Genomic DNA, 17,164 nt, shown 5'->3' on the forward strand with positions numbered 1-17,164 from the left:
AGGCTGAGCAGGCGAGGAGGAAACATGCTGGCAGGTGGTCTTCGTCGCGGGATGGCGGGACTTCTTTTGGGACTTGCGGGCGCGCTTGCTGCTGTCGTGCCGCCAACGGGGATTCTGCCAGCGAACGCGCAGTCGACAGGAGAGTTCTTCAATTATCCACAAACCCTCCTGAATGGTACCGTCAGCGCGACGGTCAGCGTGCCGCTGAAGTCGTGCAGAAACCTCTGCTTCGCGCGTTCGGGATGCATCGGCTTCGACTACTCGTCGTCCGACGGTTTCTGTCGGCTGTTCGCGAACGTGGCTGGCGCGGGTGAGAGCCCGCCACACATCGCCGGAACACGCAGTCTCGTCATGGGCTACCGTCCGCCAGCCAATCCGCCAGTCGCAGCTCAACCGACATCGCAGCCGAGCCAGGGTGCGTCGGAAGCGGAAGCGACGAAGCAGAAAAGCGCCACATCGCAAAAGACTGGCAAGCCTGCGGCGATCGTCCGAGCGAAACCAAGACGTAAAAAACAACGAGAGGCGACAAGTCAGCGGCCGGCAGCAAAGTCAAAAGCGGCCTCACCAGATCCGACCTCCTCGGCGTCGAGGGCACGTCCGTCTAAGTTCCGCATCTGCAACAACCATTTTGGGACCTTCTCGGTTCTCGCATCCCGGAAATGTCCGCTGAGCGGTCCCGGAAGCTTTTGAGGCTCTCTTCGGAAAGCGGCGGAGAAAGGCAACCAATGTCACAGATGAACAATCCGCAGGTGCTCCAAGTGTCCGAGCCACCATCGGACATGCATCCTGCGTGCCCGCGGAGGTTTGCTGATCGCATTCGGCAATTAAGCGGCAGAACCGTTGGACTACTGATAGGGTTTGTGGTCGCATTTGCGGCTGCTGTTGTTCCGCCGGCCGGAGGTCGGCCCGCAAACGCGCAATCGGCCCAGGAGCTCTTCCGCTACCCGCAGACCTTCCTGAACGGGGCGGTCAGCGCCACGGTCAGCGTGCCGCTTGAGGCCTGCAGCAAGCTTTGTTCCGCGCGCTCGGGGTGCGCGGGCTTTGATCATTCGTCGCATGGCGGCGTCTGCAGGCTGTTCTCGAGCGTAGCAGGCGCGCAGGAAAGCCAAGGACACACGGCCGGCACTCGCAGTCTGGTCACTGGCTATCATCCACCAGTCAATCCACCTGCCTCTCCACAGGCTGCAGAACCGCCGCCGGAGCCTGGCGAGTTGGAAGAGGAGGCGGTGGCCGTCGCGCCACCATCCGGATCTTTCAGGCGTTTCCTCAACAGGGATATAAAGAGTAAGGCCGCAGAGACCCGTCAAGCTGACAACGTGGAACAGTGTGAATCCATGTGCCGAGCTTCGGAGAGCTGGTGCAGGGCTTTCACTTACGACGCGTGGAACAGAAAGTGCTTTCTCAAGGAGCGACAAGGCCAACTTTTGATGAACGCCCGCGCTACTAGCGGCGTTATCTCGGGAGATGACATGCCGCCGGCGTCGAGTGCGGCTCCCTATTTCGAGTATTTCAACGGCAAGGCTTTTTCAGGCAACGGGTTCCGGGTGCTGAGCGCCCGCTCTCGCAACGAGTGCGAACGGGGCTGCTCGGCACTGGACCAATGCATCGCCTTCGGATTCACCCAATCTCAGCAGCGCTGCGTCCTTTTCGACCAACCGGGCGAATATTCAAGCAGTCGGGGAACTGACAGCGGAGCAATACGCCAAGACTAATCAGAATGTGAGCTAGGGATCCATGGCCAAGTCGGCGAACGGCAGCTCCCGGAATCGAGATCCGGCGATCGAATGACTGAGATTGGGCGCATTGCGGTCCGGCAGCCTTGGGGCCGCAAGCAGACTGACTGCTTCCGGTTGTGATTGGCTCATAGCGGCCATATGAGGACGTATCCCCCGGCATCCGCTGTTAGCTTACTCGCTGCCTGGAGCGACGCTCGCACGCTGGTTGACTGACTACTATTTGAACGAAGCCCGTATGCGCCCGTTGCCGCCTCTCACTCATGGTGCGAGGGTGTTGGGGGCGTATCCATCCGAGGCGCCAATGTCATGTTCCTGGGGTCGATAAGGAGCCTTAGATCGCAGGCCGTCGCCTGCTCCCTACCGTATTCTTCAAGGTCATCGACCTGTGGTCGGACATCGAGAGCTTCGAAACGGGTCGACCGATACTGCCATTCCGGATCATCGGACTGCTCGAAGAAGACCTTCGCGCTGAAGGTTATGCTGGTGTCGGCAAACGACGAGCTGCTGAAATACAGGCCTTCGGGCGGCGACGACGGTTCTTCAATCTCGAGGGTCTGGAACTCGAAGCGAGCCTGCGATTTCGGATTGAGCAGGATGTCCACCGCCATACGTGCTTCATTTGCCTCCCAGAACGCATCGAACTTGAATCTAGCGGTGGAGCGAAGGCCTGCATTCGTGAGGAGCTGAAGCCACCCATCCAAGAATGCGGAGATCAGCGGAATCTCCTTGAGGTACGGTCCGGTTATGGGTTGATCGACTGGGAAGGTAATTGACGGGATGCGGTCATTTCCGGCAATCGTCAGGGTCGCTCGCCCCGTCGCCATGAGCGTGAGCGCGCGAAGCAGCTCCGCCCATTCCTCCAGCGAATGCTCCGTGTCATCGATCGAGCCGACGCTCTCGAACTTGAGCGCCGGCCGTGTCAGCCGGATGATGAAGTCTGGGACGCGGATGAGAAGCTCTGCTCCATGCGGCTCGGCCATCGGAGGGCCGATGAACATTTCGCCGTCGAATCGCGCTGCTTGTCCGATGTCGTCGAACAGCGTGCCCTGATAAAGAAGGCGTATGCCGAACCGGCTGTCAAACACGCGGAGCCGGTGCGGCTTCAAGGGCGCGAGGCCAAGCAATAGACTGCTGAAATGCTCCCACCCTCGATTTGGATAAGTGCCTCGGCCTCGATCTGACCCTTCTCATATCCAAGTTCGGCGAGCTGCCGTTGCTTCTCAATCGTGTAGGCGCCAGGATTTTGACCGCAGGCTGCACTTATGGCCGCCAATAAGCCTGTGGGGGTCGGCTCGAAGCGCACCCCGACTTTCTCATAATCGTAGCTGATATCGGTGTGGTTGATGTCGTGGGCCTTGCTAGCCTCCGCCAGTCTCAATCGCCTGAGTACGCGCGCGAGCTCATTCCCAACAAGGTGGACAAGATAAGCGGATTGGAGTTCACCGTCGGCTCGCAGCCGAAACACAACGATGAGCGCCGGCCGAGGGTCCTTGGCCAAGCGATCGATGGCGGACAGGCTGAGGCGGATACGATTGCCGGTACGGCCGAGCGTCGACTTCAACTGAACCCGGGCGGCGTTGGTGGGGCGTTGATCGAGAGGTAGCGCTTGACCGGCCGGCGCCATCGGGAACTCCACGATGAAATCCCAGCCCATCATGTCGACGACGCTCTTGTTGCAATAGAGGCCTGCGCGCTCGCAGAGCACTTCGAACTGCCGTTCGCCGATGCGACCAATGCGAACGGAATCCAATTCGCTCTCCATGTCGTCCGTCCTCATCGATCGAGACGGACGCGAAGTCGCCGTGCGCGCTCCTTGAAGGCGCGGTCGCCACCTTCCAGAATGTCGCAGACATGCTTGCGCATCTCCGCGCTTTCGAGAGCACCCGACAAGTAGCGAATGGGTGGCAGCTTGCCAGGCGTATGCGTGCCGGAAAACGCGACGATGACCTGGTCGGCATCCGTGTTGACGACGAGGTTCGCGTTGTGCGTCACCATGATGACCTGGCGCACATTCTTCGCGGCGATGAACAGCTCGACCAGCTCGTCGAAGATCGACTTCGGATCGAGGTTCTCCTCCGGCTGGTCGATGATTAGCGGGCGGTCATCGCTGTCGTCCAAGGCGAGATATAGCAGCAACAGGACGATGCCGCGCGTGCCTGGAGAGAGCTTGCGGATATCAACGGCTTCGTAGTCGATGCTGTAGATGATCTCGATATGCCTGCTGCCATAGAGCCATTTGGCGAACCGCCTCAACCAGGAGCGGTAATCCGCTTGCTGTGATCGCGGCACCTCGGAGAGATCGAGAAGCTCGGCTTGGTGGGCCTGACGAAATTCCACCATCGCATCGGCTACGGCTTTCGGATCGCCCGATTCCCACGCCGGCTTCAGCAACGCGTTGGCCCAGGTCTCCAACGTGCCCACGCCTTTGAAAGGGCCGGTGCGCCGCTTGTCGAACAAGCCTTCGCCCTCAGTCGCCCAGCGATGAACGTCCGCATGGCGAGATACCGAGAACGATAATTTGCGCAGCGTGCCGGACGCCTGCGCGAGGCGATCCATGAGCGGGCGATACAGCGCATGGAGCACTTGCTCTTCCGCGACGATGGACACGAAGACTCGCAAATAGGCCTGCTCTCGATCGGACTGAAGTTGGGTGGTCCGCACCGCGGCGCCTTCGCAATCCGCCAGCGCTTCCTTCAGGCGCTTTAGTGCAGCGTTCTCGTCCCCGATCTTGGAGGTTATCGTTCGCAGGCGATTGGCGGTGTCGGTATCGATGTTGATGAAGCGCTGAATACGGCCGATCTCAGCCTCAAGTTCGCCGAGCGACAATCGCATCAGGTCGGCATCGTCGGCTACATAAGGCTCCTGGTCGCTCGCCTTACGTGGCATCTCCTTACCCCGCCACCCGGCCGTTGCCTGCTCGGCCTTGGCCAGGCGCTCGGTCAATGTCCCATCGACATTCCCGGCGTAGGTCTGCCGGAATACCTCCCATGCGTTGTCATCCAGATGCGCGCCGACAAAGTTCTGCTTGGTCATCCGCAGCGCCATCGGCGCACGGTTGGTCCGGAATCCGACACGTCGTTCTGCAAAGACCGCAGGGCTTGGCTCTCCTGCGACCACAACCGCATCTGGGTCCGGGCGTGATCGGCCGCTTCGGTCAGTGCGTTCAGCCGCGCGATACGTTCCGCGCTGCCGACGGTCACCAATGTGTCTCGGCTTTTGATGTAGCCGGCGATCAGTGCTTCGTTCTGAGTGATTTGCGACCTGAGGCCGGTGATCTGGCGTTGCTTCTCGCGTTCGAGCCCGATCTGGTCGGAGAGGGTCGCGATGGCGTCCTCGTCGCGGCTGCGGTTGTCGCGCAACACGGTCGTCCTCAGCTCCAGCAGTTCGCCGAAATCGGTCGCGCCGTCGCGTTGAAGCGTGCTGTGGGCTCCAAAGATGACCCGCTCGATCTCGCTCAGCAATTCGTCCTTGAGCCCGTCGGCCGAGCACAGCTCTTCGACGAATTTCTGTGAAAGATAGCGCGCCCGCGGATAGAGCGACGGATCGAAGGCATCGTCGAGCAAAGGGCGCACAGATGGATCCCCGGTCTCCCAGGTCAGCCGGACGCCGACGCCGTCGAGATGCTCACTGGCCCGCACGATAAACGACGCGTTACTCAAGCGGCCGTCCGTGGCGTCGCAGCCCGCCGCAATCGCATCTGCGAGCGCGGTTTTGCCCGAGCCGCGCGCACCAATTATGGCGACCAAACCCGGATTGAGGGCGAGCCTAGGCGTCTGTGCCCAGTCCGCACCCATCAATTCTATCTCCGCAATGACACGTGCGGGGGTGGCCCGAAACGGGGGATGAGGGCCGACATAGGCCCGACCGGCGGGATCGATATAGGCTTGGCGCAACGCATCGAATTCCATCGTGCCCTTGATCCAGGAATAGCGGTCGCCCACGGGTTTGGCGACGGTAGCTTGCTCATGCGCGTCGCTGCCGTGCAGACAGGGCTTGCAGCCGTCGTATCGCTCGCGAAGCACGTCCTCTCCGACGCCGCTTTTCCGCCCCAGCCAGAAATCGCGCTGCGCCGGACTGCTGGCAAAAATGACGTGCGCGAACTTCTCGATTTCCTGCCGCAAGGTTGCGTCATTGGCATCCCGGATGCCGGAAGTGCCATCGGTTTCGGCCCCTGCGACGGCGATCAGGATGTTTTCTTTCGCCCAATCGCTCTTGCCGTATTCTTCGCGCAACTTCCCGAAGTTGACTTTAAACTGCGAAGCCCCGTGGCGGAACGCGGTCCGCTCGTCGCTCAGCTCCGGCTTGGATTTCCGGCCCAGTTTCGCGAGGTCCTCTCGCGTGCAGGCGAAGTTGTCGCCAAAGGCTTCGAATCTCAGTCGGCTGAGAAATCGCTCCACCTCCGCCACATGCTTCGGATCGTCGGGGCAGACGAGCAGGTGGATGTTGGTCCAGCGTTCTTTCACCGTCGCCACGTCGAGCCGGAGCTCGACATTGGGGAAAACAAGCGCAACCTTTGGCAGGCGGCCGTTCTCCCTCATCTCCCGGACGACGTCCTGATAGGTGTCGGCGCAATAATAGTCGGTCACCGCGATCGCGCGGATAACGGGCATCGCCTGTTCAAGGTTGGTTAGATAGTCGCCCCAGGCGTTCGGGCCTTTGAACTGGTTGTTGAACAGGGTGCCGGGCGCATGGATATGCGGCTCCCATCGATGCCATTCGGAACCGCGATTGATCATACACCCCCCTGTTTTTCTTCCTTCTGGTTGACTTGCGAAGCCGCGTCCGTTGCGGCCAGCGGCGGATCGGCCGGGAAGTCGACACCCGAGACGAACAGCTTCACGGTGTTTCCTTCGATGAAGATGCTGTCAGCATCATTGGTAATGAAGCCGGTGGCTGCGTCCCGGCTTCCCCTGATCCGCCCATGCGGCGTGTCGAAGGAAACTGCCTCGCAGATCGCGTAGCCGTAGCGAACGAAGTCGGAGCCGTTGAGGCCGTCCGTGCCCTTCGGGTAGCTCGCGAACCTCACCACATTGTAATCGGGCTTCAGGAGGCTAACGAAGGCCTTCTCGGCGTCGGCGACGATGCGCTTATGATCGTAGGCGCCGCTGAAATCCTCTTTCTCGAAGTCATGCTCCGGTTCGGAGGTCGTCATGATCAGCGGCTGGACGTTGAACAGGAACAAATAGACTTCGTCGGTCACCCGCGCTCCGGGATAGCGCTGGGGCTCGTTGCCAAGAATCGCCGTGCGGGCCTTGTGCCCATTGCTTATGAGACGGTCGAAGCTGTCTCCGACTTTGGCGATGCCGACATAGAGGAGATCGTAGGTCGCGGCCTCGCGGTAACGATCGAAGCGTTGGATACCGGCGCGACCCCAGTGACCGATTCCAGATCAACTTCTCGGTCGTGAACCACTCCAGAACGTTAGAGCCGAGCTCGCCGATAGGTCCGTCCCAGACCCTGATACCCTTCTCGCCAGCTTCGATCCAAAAGGATTCGGCTTCCGATAGCCCAACGGCCGGCAGGTCGCGGATGCGGATCTCGACGGGGTCGCGGAAATCGTCCCCAATCGCGAAGTCGAAGGTTATAACGTAGGTGTCGGGGTCGATGACGAGGTTCAAGTATTTGGCTTCGGCGCGACCGGCGATCACGTAGAAGTCGCTCTGCCTGAACAGCGCCTCAACCTCTGGATCATTTTGAAGCCAGACGGCCTCCTGATTGGAAATCGGCGGATAGACCGTTTCCAGGATGGTTAGCTTGGATTTTGTGCTCGTGGCTCGTTCGGACATGATCAACAGCCATAGTTGGAGACGAAGCAAAAAAGTCCTAGGCGTGTTGCCCGCGCGCAGTGTATCAGAGCAAACAATACTGGTTCATTATCGTATAGCTAAAATGCATACGTAGCGAGCCGGGGTCGATAGCTGAGATCGCCCGACCGACCATCGCAATGGCAGCGAAAGAAGCGGCGTGTTTCTGAATGACCGGCATGCGGCGCGAAGCGGCCGTTCATAACATGGTACTTGGAAGTCGTGCCGTCGCGCTATCGGGCGCAACGTGCCAAGGGGTCGATCCCTTCCAGAGCCATGCAAAAGCCGAATCTGGTATCCTACTTTGTCCATGAGCACCCGCAATTCGGACTGCGAAGCGACCCAGAAAGTTCGAAAAGCTTCCGGGAACCCCAGTCGATCGCGAATTGTAGAACTATCTGACGACCGGTTTGGGGCCCGACGCGGACCGATGGCATTGCAGTTACCTGCCATCGATCGATTTGAAAGTCGCGTCGCCTCGACATCGAAGCAAAGCCGCCGTCGCTGCCATGCGCCTGCGGACTAGCCAGGACGTATGATGGTTACACCAATCCACTCATTTGGGCGCGGCATCGCCAAATTGTGAAACTCTTCGAAATCGCACGGAAAATTGCGCGCCAGATATCGCACTACCCTGGCATTATCCATCAGTCGGTCAAAATAGCGACTGGCCACGACCAGTATCAGGCTCACGGAGCCACGTCGCTCCACAGCGCTTAAAAACTCACTGCTTAGCCCGCCAAGTTCAGCCGTCATCGCGCCCAGTTGGTCTTCAGACACGTTGGCAATCATCGCCGGATCGAAACCCTCGGCCAGCAGCGGGCGCGGCGTAAAAGCGACAAGGATCTTTGCGTACGTGAACGTGACCCGCTCCATAGCAACCATCAGCCGGGCAATTTCCAATCCCGTCAGGACCCGTCTTCGACGAAAGCTTATCCACGGCAACCGGGAGGAGCTTCGCAATGCTCGCCATATCGTCGGCAGCCCTCGTCGAAACTTCCTCTTCCTCGATTTTCTTTCGGCGACCTATCGACGGCTTTTCCTTGGGCTCCTCTTTGGCCGTAATGCGCACGATCGTGTCGCCGGCGACGACGACCCAGCCTTCCTCGCGTTGCTCGAAGAGCACCTGTCCCCCGTCGTGGAGCCCGCGCTGCGTCACGACTAGTACGTCACGTCGCCGACGCGCGCCTCCGCCGCATCGTCTCGTAGTCATCCGTGTCGTCGAGGAACGGCACGATCTCCGGGTATCGATACAGGAGCGGCATGATGCTACTCCGAGCGAGCGACGCAAGGACGCCCGCGACTTGCGATTTCTACTCTTTGTTGATCCCGGAGATCATAATCTTGGCAGACCCGGGAATTGCCAAGCTTGGGTTGTTTGCTCCCTCTTCCGACGAAGCTCCTCCACCTATCCCCAAGGTAAGTTCGACCTTGTAGATGCCATCCGGGAACAAATAGGGTTTGTTGCTCACGGCCGTGCCGCTCGCCTCGCGTAGATCGGTTATGACATTCCGGAATGCTTCCACAAATCCAGTCTCGTCCGCCTGTGCATAACCGCCCTCATGCGGCTCGAAGAGGTCGGGTCCGACGTCGAGGCGCTCGCCGTACAGATCCTTCATACGCTTATCGATTTCCTTAACAGTATAAAGGCTCTTAGGGCCTGCCGCCTTTCTGAGCTGGACATGCGGCCAGTCCTTAAAGCTCGACCAATGCCCCCCTGCGTTAAGCCCGATCTGCTTGGTCTCGGCGAGGTCGGCGTAAACGTGATACCCTTTGACCCCGCCATGAACGGCATCAGGATCCCATTCGGGCTTGCCGTTGACTTCCCAGTAGCAATCCACCGCTTCGCCCCATTGGTGCCAACTCATGCCTGGTAGCGCGTTCGTCACATGCTGCCCTTTGGGTGCACTCGTCTGCTCAAGCACATCTGCAAGAAAGGGCGCGCCTTGCGCCCGAAGGGAGGAAACAGCCGCCTTGATCTGCGTAGCACTTCGCGATTGCTTCCAAAGCTTGGCCTGAACCTGAGGCGTTCTAACTCCGCCGGACGCCACCATCTTGACGCCCTGCTTCGCGCATTCCTGGATGAGCAAAAGGGTGCGGGCTTCCATGTCCGGATCGAGACCTTGTAGTGCACGCGCGGCGAGCAGGATTTCCCACTCTTCGTCAGCGGCCGCCGCAGTTGGCTTTACGAGAGCAGCAAGACTGCTAAACGCGCCGAAATCTTTGCCACCTTGAGCTTCGTTATAGTCAACGCCGATCCCGCACAGGTTAGTGGACGGGTACTTCTGCAGAAGGCTCCAAAGATTGCTGTCTTTGAAGGCCCCATGACCGCTCCAACCAGTGGACTGTGCAAGCCATGTAAACTCAACAAGGCCCTTTTTGAGCAGCGTCGAGCAAGTTAGCCCACTTCCATACACGCCGATTTTGTAAATAGAGCCGGCAGCAGCCATTGAATCCCTGATACCTTGAAAGTACGGGACAATGCGCTGCATTATGCTTGACTCGCTGACATCGAAGTCGATGGCAAAATAGATGGCTGAGCCGCTGGGCTGGCCGATCGCCTCACGCCCATACTTAATCGAATAGTCGGCATCCAACTTCCCAGATGCATAAGAAAAGAGCGAAAGGCTCGTTCCGATCTCATGGACGACCGCAATGCTCAGCTTTTCCGCAATAAGCTTTGTTGCTTCCGGTTCCCTGATGATTTTCCACGATCCCTGTGAGGCGCGACAATAATAACGTATGACTGTGTTTATACCCTCCTTCTTTAGGCACTTAGTGATATTTGTCGTTTTACTGCTGGCATCTATGATCGGAAATTTCCCTCCCAATCTCTGGTACTCGAGTACAAATTCGTCATATTCATACTCAGAGATATCAAGATCGAGGCCCTCGAGCTCTGCTACCATAACTCATCCTCCCCCTTAACATTGGCGACGACAAACTGAACTCGCCACATTAGAAAGTCAAGATATGCATCTCGACTGCACTGATATGCATTCTCAGTGGATTTTGAAATATTGACCAACCATTTGATTTGCTTAAGAATTTCATATTTTGCTGCGGCGCACTAAGACAGCTAAGAGGTACTTGAGACTGCAAATTGCATCCTGCGTTGTATATTCATCAACCCGAGGCCAATTTCTGATCCCATTGTGGTTGTTCTGTTATGCCCTTTGCTTGCGCTTGCGAGTGCATTGTTGGCTTTCGGCTGGTTCGCTATACGCGAGATGATCAACCACATGTTCCGCGAAATCCAATTTGAAGCGCTCAACCTGCATCGAAGGCCATCAGCCAAGCGTCAGGGAGGTGTCGTTTGGCGCAGTAGCGCTGCAAGCGACCGCGTGTCCTTTCTCCGCGACCCAAGCCCAGATACCGGACGGCGTTGCGCCAGTAGATATTCTGCAACTGGTCCGGCGTGAAGCCGGCGAGGCGAAGTTGCGCGTCGAGATTTGCGAGATAGTTGTTGTTGTCGAGTTCCTTGGCGATCATGGTCCAGTCGGTGCCGTACATCAGGTGGCGCACGTCTGGATCGTAAGCGATACGGAACGCTTCCAAACGGCGGCGGATCTCAGGGCGCTCTTCTTCTTGGCTATCCGGGATTGTCAGTTCGCTGAGATAGCTCAAATCAGCGAACAGAAAGCCACGACCATCGTCCTTGATCGTCGCACCGATAATTTCCTCCCACACTGGCCCAGAGTACTTATCTGCCTCGCATCTTAGTCCCTGAGGGGCATTGCCCCCAATGTCGAGTGCTTCGTCGAAGCCGCCGAAATGGGCAAGGTTGATTCGAAGGTGAGCATAGTTCGGCTTGGCAAGCACTTTGCGCCACCACTCGGGGCTTGCACGACGCCCATAGCCGCAAACTGAACCAAGGCTGTTTTCCGCATGCGCCATGATCGGCACATCTTCGGCCGCGCACCAATCGTATAGTTCCATAAGCGCGTGTTCAATGCTCTCCCCTTTTGGGCCTTCTGGTACTTTCGGAACGCCGAGCTTGCGGTTCTCAATGGGCTGAAATCCCATCGGCGGATAGAGCTTGACGCCAACGAAGCCGCAGTCGTTGATGGCATGCTTGACTACCTTTAAAACGTCGCGGTCTTCTGCCGAGCGGCGCGGATCGAAGCCCACCATGCTGTGCATGTGCATTCCGGTAGATTGCGCTATGGAAACCTGAAGCGCATCCATGACATCCACTTGTTCGGCGATGGACGAGATTGGCGGCTTGCCCAACCAACGATGCATATCGAGAAAGCTCGGCGTGATCATCTGCACGCAGCGCTTGTCTGCGAAGACCCGGATATATTCCCGCGCGATGGCCTCACGGCTGCCCAGCAGCAGACGAGCGAAATCTATATAACGTGCAATTTTCGAACCTTTGCCCTTTAGCTGACGGGCCACCTCAACCGATTTGGCTTTGTCGAGCGGCTCTCCACGTGCCTTGGCCGTCACAACGCCGGCTTCGGCGTAGATCTGGTTGAGCAGATCAGAGTAGTCGGGCTCGGCCTGGTCGCCGGCGATCGATTGAACGACCTTGTTTGGCGTGCGCTGGCTTTGATCAAGAGTCAGCAGTGCATCTGCCACTGCCTCGGTCTGGCGGTTGTCCAAGTGTTCGGGTGTTTCCATCGGCTGATGGCGGCGCAGATTGGCGGCTTCTCGCTTCGCGGTAATCGTATTGGCACTGAGGATTAAAACCAGCAACACAACCAGCGCGTCGACAATACCGCCCGCCCGGGCAACTTTTAGGTCCGGAATGATCTCTTCCCGGTGCTCGCCGAGCACGACATATCTGACAAAGCCTTCAACTGACACGTCCGAAGCGTTGAAGAGGTGGCAGTGGACATCAATGATGTTGCCCCGTCCATCTGCAACGCAGATTCCCGGGGGTAGCGGTCGCGTTACGCAGGCGGGCAGTATCGCGGCGGCTGCCGCACCACCCAGCCACTGTAGCAGTATCCGTCGATTTGGGATGCCCACAGCATCCACAACCAAGTTGCGCATTTGGCTGCCCCCTCGTTTCCCCAAGGTAATGTGCGTCAAAAAGGACCTGCTGTCGATCTGTCCGATCGCCCAGCATCACAGCTCTAATAGAGAACAATCGCCTGACGCGGGCCGATGCACAGCCTTTGGGGGAATGAACGTCTGCGGTCCCAAAAATGGCTAGATTGAGCGAGCATAAAAGCAAGAGTTTCGCTGCGAACCGCGGAACGGGGTGTGGCACGTACGCGCCTGAGGTGCCACAACAGGAGTCGCGGGATCTAAGAGACAACAACCGCCGATATTGAGTTTGGAGGCGACTACCCCCATAACGAGTTTCTCTCGATCGTCCGCAGCCACATCACCAATGCAGATGAGAAACTTCAGGTCTCAGTTCGTCGAGCGGACCGATCTCGCTATGAGCGGTGGGGCGACAATTCGCTCCTATCCGACGAGAAGTTGGAACTTTTCACCTATATCTTCAAAGAGCGGGAAAGGTTTATCAGACAGACCCGCTGGGTCACCAATTCCGAAACATAAGCCGGTCGCCGCTCTGCTCCAGCCACTCTTTGGCAGCCTTGTCGGCCTCCTCTTCCATGTTCTTCAACTGAGAAATCCGGTTGTAGATTTCACCCCCTTCGACCTCGAACACGGCAAGGGCACCGATCCAGTGGACATCGACTACGTTGCTGCCGAGGGTGGTTCACCTTGACCCGTGCTGCTCGGCTGTGGCCTTGTGAGATGGTCCAGCACCTCATCTAGGATCCGCTCCAGCTTGTCAGCCGGATAAGACAATCCAAATTTTCGGAGTTTTTTTATAGCGCGCTCAACGATACTAAGCTGGATATTTCGATCGGCTATAATGTCAGTAATTTTATCTACCTTATCGATAACATCATATATGGAATAGACGACAGAGCAGAACGTAACAATCTCATAGAGAAAAAGGTATATCGGCGCCCTCGGATTGTACTGGTCAGAGCGTGCTTTTATCGCCTCGCCTAATTTCGGATCGCCCTCATAGAACTCCGTCAGGAGGCGATCGAGCGACTGCGATGATATCGCACTGGCCGCCTCAGGGCGCAACGCCTTCACAATCTCTAGACATTGGTCGATTTCAGATGGCATGGTGACTTTCTCCCAGCATTTTTTGGATGGCCGTGTCGAGCGTGAGCATCTTCCGGACGGCCTGATTGCGAGCGAAGATCGTTAGTATCACGAGGAGGGCGAATACTGTAGCCAACAGTCCGGTGGCGGGACGATGGATATCGGCATTCAAATAGATCCAGAAGAACAATAGGCAGGCTGACGCATAGTGCGGCCAATTTGTCGGACGATGTCCGGCAAATTTCTCGACGGAAATTCCCCGCTCTAGTCTATTGAGATAGCCCGCGAGGTTAGCAACACGGGATTTGTTAATCAGTCGATCATATTGCGAAGTGAAGCTATTTGAATCGACAATTCGCTCCAGAAGTTTCCGAATCAAGGCCATCGCTAACTCCGGACTCTCGCGAGCGATATGAGTGAGCGCATAACCGTCTGCGAAGGTCTCGGCTGCGCTTTCGACTACGACCTTTCGAGAAAACACAAATGCGACAAGCAGCGTCAGCGCTATGGAGGCGCCGCCGAACCATGAGAGTCTAGCAACCGCGAGGCCAAAGACGCACGCGACGACTCCACTCAAGATCACCCATTTTGCGCCAACCCATATGACACCTCCCAACATAGATCCGTGAGCGATTTCGTGAAGCATAAGGTATTTCTGCAAGACCGGCATAGTCTTCATACTTAGGTCGCTGCCGATAAATAAGTACGAGTTTCCGAACATGTTAAAACCGCATTGATAATCCATTAATCGACCTGTCGAATCATAAAGTATTCTCATGTTGCCCGCATTTTTCGCAAACGGTCCAGACCTAAATGCTCTATGCAGGTAGCCGTACTCTGTCGCCAGAACTTCGTTGGGGATGACGTCTGCGGTCCGGATTGAGTTCTTGTCGGAGTTGTGGACTATCCAATAGATCGACCAAAGGGACTTGGTCCCTTCAAAAATCGCTACCGCATTTGGAACAGATACAATGAAAAGGAACCCGGCAAACGCTACTGCCGCAGCGCTCCAGGTGGCGCTCGCTAACAAGTAGGCGAGTAGGGCTGCCTTCAGCTCGATAAAGGCCGGTTCGATGGCAAACCTGAGCAAAGCTCCGATGAGACGAACCATAAGGCGCTCCAAGCATGGATGGTCATGACCCCCGCGTGCGGGCTGCATTGAAAATCGTCCGGCATCGTTCGGCTTTGAGCAAGCTGAAACGCACAGAATTCATTGCGAAACCGCTCTGGACTTCATCGAACACGTTGTGGCACATACGCGATCGGGGAGCCACGCAGGAGTCGCGGGGGTCCCTGCAAAGACCATGAACGGACTGGCTGGTTGCATCCGGGTACGGTGGAATTGAAAGACGCGCTGGATTCAAAATGTAGCGTGTCTATCTGTCGGTTGCTTGAATGAATGTCGATCGAGGCCCATGCGCTTTGGGTAGCCGTCGTCAGCAATGTCCGCTTTCGGGGAATGGTAACGCCCGGGCCTGTGACCGACATGAGGCGCGAAGCAGCCTTGGTCAAGTGAGGCTCTCAGCAGTGCAGCCTCCAGTGACCCACAACACAGCCCAACTAAGCCAACTGTGCACCGTGCGGCATTCATCGCCGCCGCAGCGCGATACCGCCCTGTTGCCGACCTTCACAAGCACACCTTCCTTGGCCTCGATGTCGGCAAGTTCCCCCCTCGCCGCCAACAACATCGCGCATTGGCCGGCATCAATCATCTCCTGTGCGGCGCGGCACAGCCGACAGGTCTTGCCTTGTCCGGAACCGAAAGTGGGGCTTCGATCGACGCCGGCACGCCCCGCACATCCAATGGTCCGATCATATCTCGCCACCTGCAGGGCGTCTCGATTTGACGAAGATCCACGGTATGCGCCGCGCCAAGGTCAGCCGCGCAGGATGAGATCGACCGCTTGAAGCAGGGCGTTTGCGAAAAGCGACACGCCGACCCCGTGCCTAAGCCGAGGAGCTGCGCCACAAACGCCTTGCGCTTGACGGAGATCTCCTCGCGCTCATCGACGAGTTCGGCCTGCATAGCATCGATCTCATCGGTGATTGCTGCCTCCGACCAGCCCGCCACTATGAGGGTCGCCAGAAAACGCCACACTTCAGGAGCGTCCAAGGTCTCGACGATGTGGCTGAACACCTTCCGGTGATATTCTTTCCGTCCGCCAGCGAAAGCGCAGCTCTAAGGTATCGAGATCCGCTGGACCTTTGCCATTTCGATGCGCGTTGCCGATTGACTCGACGAACTTTGCGAACGCATCCGTCCCATCGAGATTGTGATGAACCGGAATTCGGTTGGCTGTGCACCATTGCCCGCGGCCTCAAACAGATCTGGCAGCACCTCTTCAACGATCGTGCGCGAAGTCCAAGGCGCCATTCCCCGGCGGATCTTGATTTAGTCGACCCTGCGGACCACAGGTTGGAGCGTCTGGGCATCGCCGCCTCTCGCGCGCTCGACGACGATGCGGACGCTGGCACCGTCGCGGTTGGCTACCACTTCTTCGATCTTTGCGGTGAGGCCGGCCTTCAACGTTGCAAGCAACTGGTAGAGGACACCGGAAAAGTTCCATTTCCCGACCGTCAATGCGCCGCCATCGCGCTGGTTCGCCATGCAAACGTCATATCCGCGACGCCCTCGAACCCAATCCCTAAGCCGAATTATACCGGCGCGATCCGATTGAAATGGCGACTGACGCGTATGGCTTTTTGAACGCCGTCGAGTACAACTCTCGCTATGGGGATCTCGCTCTATCGACAGTTCCGGAAAACCTTAAAGGGGACGCCGCTCACCGGGCGCTATATGCCCTACAATTGGTCGAACTTGCCCAATCCGATTGGCGTCCAATGGATGGCGTATTCGTGGATGCTCGACGAATTTGGGCGTGAGCTCGCCAATACCATCAATAGATTTACCAACGACGTCCATAGCCTGACAGCTTGGTCAAGGGTGATCCAGTCGCTAACGCAGAAGAAACAATTTGACGCGACCCATGAATTCATCGACACACTCGCCACCAACGCCTTGAACTCTCCCTATGTAGTCAAGGGGCGCTTCGGCTTCGCCGCCGCCCATCTGTGCCATCAGGCGAATATGCTCAAGCGGCCAGCCACCTGGAGCGACGACCTGCCGCTCGACTACGACATCTATCCCCACGTGGCTGACAAGTATGGCAAGTCTTGGCGAGGCTACAAAGGACTTAAGCGCGCGCTTGACGCCATTGGCGCAAGTGCCTTCCGCGGTGGCACCGACGATTTCCGCAATGCCTACAATCATCGTTTCTCGCCGCGGTTTGTGGTTGGAATGACGCAACTCGTAACGCGGATCGTCAACGAGAAGACGGGCCAGGTCCGTTACGGGTTCGGCGGACGTGAGCCGCTCGACCTTGCCAAGATTGTGACCTTGCTGGAGCGAGAACAGATGCTGTTCTACGTCGCGTTCGCTAGCTTCCAAGAACTCGTACGCGAACACGAAGCGGCAATCCGAGAACAAGCCCAATGCTAGTCAGCGAATGTTCAGTGGCGCAGGGGGAGTGCGCCGATCTG

15 protein-coding genes and 1 pseudogene are annotated in these 17,164 nt (G+C 57.7%); 4 read left to right on the forward strand and 12 right to left on the reverse strand.

The features are described from left to right. The first annotated feature begins 24 nt into the window (after positions 1 to 24). Together X728_RS1000000168500 and X728_RS158830 are read left to right on the forward strand one after the other, a co-directional pair. On the forward strand, positions 25 to 690 hold the full coding sequence (locus X728_RS1000000168500; protein WP_245266087.1) for a PAN domain-containing protein: 666 nt from the start codon (positions 25 to 27) through the stop codon (positions 688 to 690). A 35-nt stretch (positions 691 to 725) separates the two neighbouring features. After that, on the forward strand, positions 726 to 1,712 hold the full coding sequence (locus X728_RS158830) for a PAN domain-containing protein (protein WP_245266088.1): 987 nt from the start codon (positions 726 to 728) through the stop codon (positions 1,710 to 1,712). Positions 1,713 to 1,990: 278 nt separating this feature from the next. Here the strand turns inward: X728_RS158830 and X728_RS158825 are convergent, their stop codons facing one another. The 5 genes and pseudogenes from X728_RS158825 to X728_RS0134545 all read right to left on the reverse strand — a co-directional run bounded on the left by X728_RS158825 (position 1,991) and on the right by X728_RS0134545 (position 8,425). Next, a complete protein-coding gene (locus X728_RS158825) occupies positions 1,991 to 2,860 on the reverse strand; it encodes a hypothetical protein (RefSeq protein WP_023830987.1) in 870 nt (289 codons plus the stop codon). Beyond that, on the reverse strand, positions 2,839 to 3,498 hold the full coding sequence (locus X728_RS158820) for a hypothetical protein (RefSeq protein WP_155923937.1): 660 nt from the start codon (positions 3,496 to 3,498) through the stop codon (positions 2,839 to 2,841). Before X728_RS158820 ends, X728_RS158825 begins: the two co-directional genes overlap by 22 nt. Positions 3,499 to 3,509: 11 nt before the next feature. Beyond that, positions 3,510 to 6,472, reverse strand: a pseudogene (locus tag X728_RS1000000172235) (TrlF family AAA-like ATPase). Then, complete coding sequence (locus tag X728_RS0134540; protein WP_023830989.1) at positions 6,469 to 6,936, reverse strand: hypothetical protein; 468 nt, start codon at positions 6,934 to 6,936, stop codon at positions 6,469 to 6,471. Before X728_RS0134540 ends, X728_RS1000000172235 begins: the two are co-directional and overlap by 4 nt. 1,126 nt (positions 6,937 to 8,062) lie before the next feature. Continuing rightward, positions 8,063 to 8,425: a plasmid partitioning protein RepB C-terminal domain-containing protein gene (locus X728_RS0134545; RefSeq protein WP_023830990.1), complete on the reverse strand. Its 363-nt coding sequence runs from the start codon at positions 8,423 to 8,425 to the stop codon at positions 8,063 to 8,065. Here X728_RS0134545 and X728_RS1000000170190 point away from each other — a divergent pair. After that, a complete protein-coding gene (locus X728_RS1000000170190) occupies positions 8,397 to 8,705 on the forward strand; it encodes a hypothetical protein (RefSeq protein WP_155923848.1) in 309 nt (102 codons plus the stop codon). The genes X728_RS0134545 and X728_RS1000000170190 overlap by 29 nt on opposite strands. A 148-nt stretch (positions 8,706 to 8,853) precedes the next feature. On the opposite strand, the gene X728_RS1000000167720 is transcribed toward X728_RS1000000170190, so the two are convergent. From X728_RS1000000167720 to X728_RS158785, 7 genes are all read right to left on the reverse strand, one after another. Next, positions 8,854 to 10,449, reverse strand: coding sequence for a glycoside hydrolase domain-containing protein (locus tag X728_RS1000000167720; RefSeq protein WP_023830991.1), 1,596 nt, complete (start codon positions 10,447 to 10,449; stop codon positions 8,854 to 8,856). Between the two features lie 361 nt (positions 10,450 to 10,810). Then, positions 10,811 to 12,541, reverse strand: coding sequence for an amidohydrolase family protein (locus X728_RS158815; protein WP_081732347.1), 1,731 nt, complete (start codon positions 12,539 to 12,541; stop codon positions 10,811 to 10,813). Between the two features lie 496 nt (positions 12,542 to 13,037). Beyond that, positions 13,038 to 13,169 carry a hypothetical protein gene (locus X728_RS1000000172060; protein WP_023829607.1) on the reverse strand — a complete coding sequence of 44 codons (132 nt, stop codon included), beginning with the start codon at positions 13,167 to 13,169 and terminating at the stop codon, positions 13,038 to 13,040. 29 nt (positions 13,170 to 13,198) lie between these two features. Continuing rightward, entirely contained in the window at positions 13,199 to 13,645 is a 447-nt protein-coding gene (locus tag X728_RS158810; RefSeq protein WP_023830993.1) for a hypothetical protein, read from the reverse strand. Next, positions 13,635 to 14,735, reverse strand: a complete 1,101-nt coding sequence (locus X728_RS158805) for a hypothetical protein (RefSeq protein WP_031195063.1) — start codon at positions 14,733 to 14,735, stop codon at positions 13,635 to 13,637. Before X728_RS158805 ends, X728_RS158810 begins: the two co-directional genes overlap by 11 nt. 597 nt (positions 14,736 to 15,332) lie before the next feature. Next, positions 15,333 to 15,761 carry a hypothetical protein gene (locus tag X728_RS158795; RefSeq protein ID WP_023830996.1) on the reverse strand — a complete coding sequence of 143 codons (429 nt, stop codon included), beginning with the start codon at positions 15,759 to 15,761 and terminating at the stop codon, positions 15,333 to 15,335. 255 nt (positions 15,762 to 16,016) lie between these two features. Beyond that, entirely contained in the window at positions 16,017 to 16,232 is a 216-nt protein-coding gene (locus X728_RS158785; RefSeq protein ID WP_023830997.1) for a hypothetical protein, read from the reverse strand. Positions 16,233 to 16,355: 123 nt separating this feature from the next. On the opposite strand from X728_RS158785, the gene X728_RS158780 reads away from it, so the two are divergent. Beyond that, entirely contained in the window at positions 16,356 to 17,123 is a 768-nt protein-coding gene (locus X728_RS158780; RefSeq protein WP_023825853.1) for a hypothetical protein, read from the forward strand. Positions 17,124 to 17,164 lie beyond the last annotated feature (41 nt).

This window comes from Mesorhizobium sp. L103C119B0 (assembly GCF_000502235.1).
GTDB lineage: Bacteria > Pseudomonadota > Alphaproteobacteria > Rhizobiales > Rhizobiaceae > Mesorhizobium.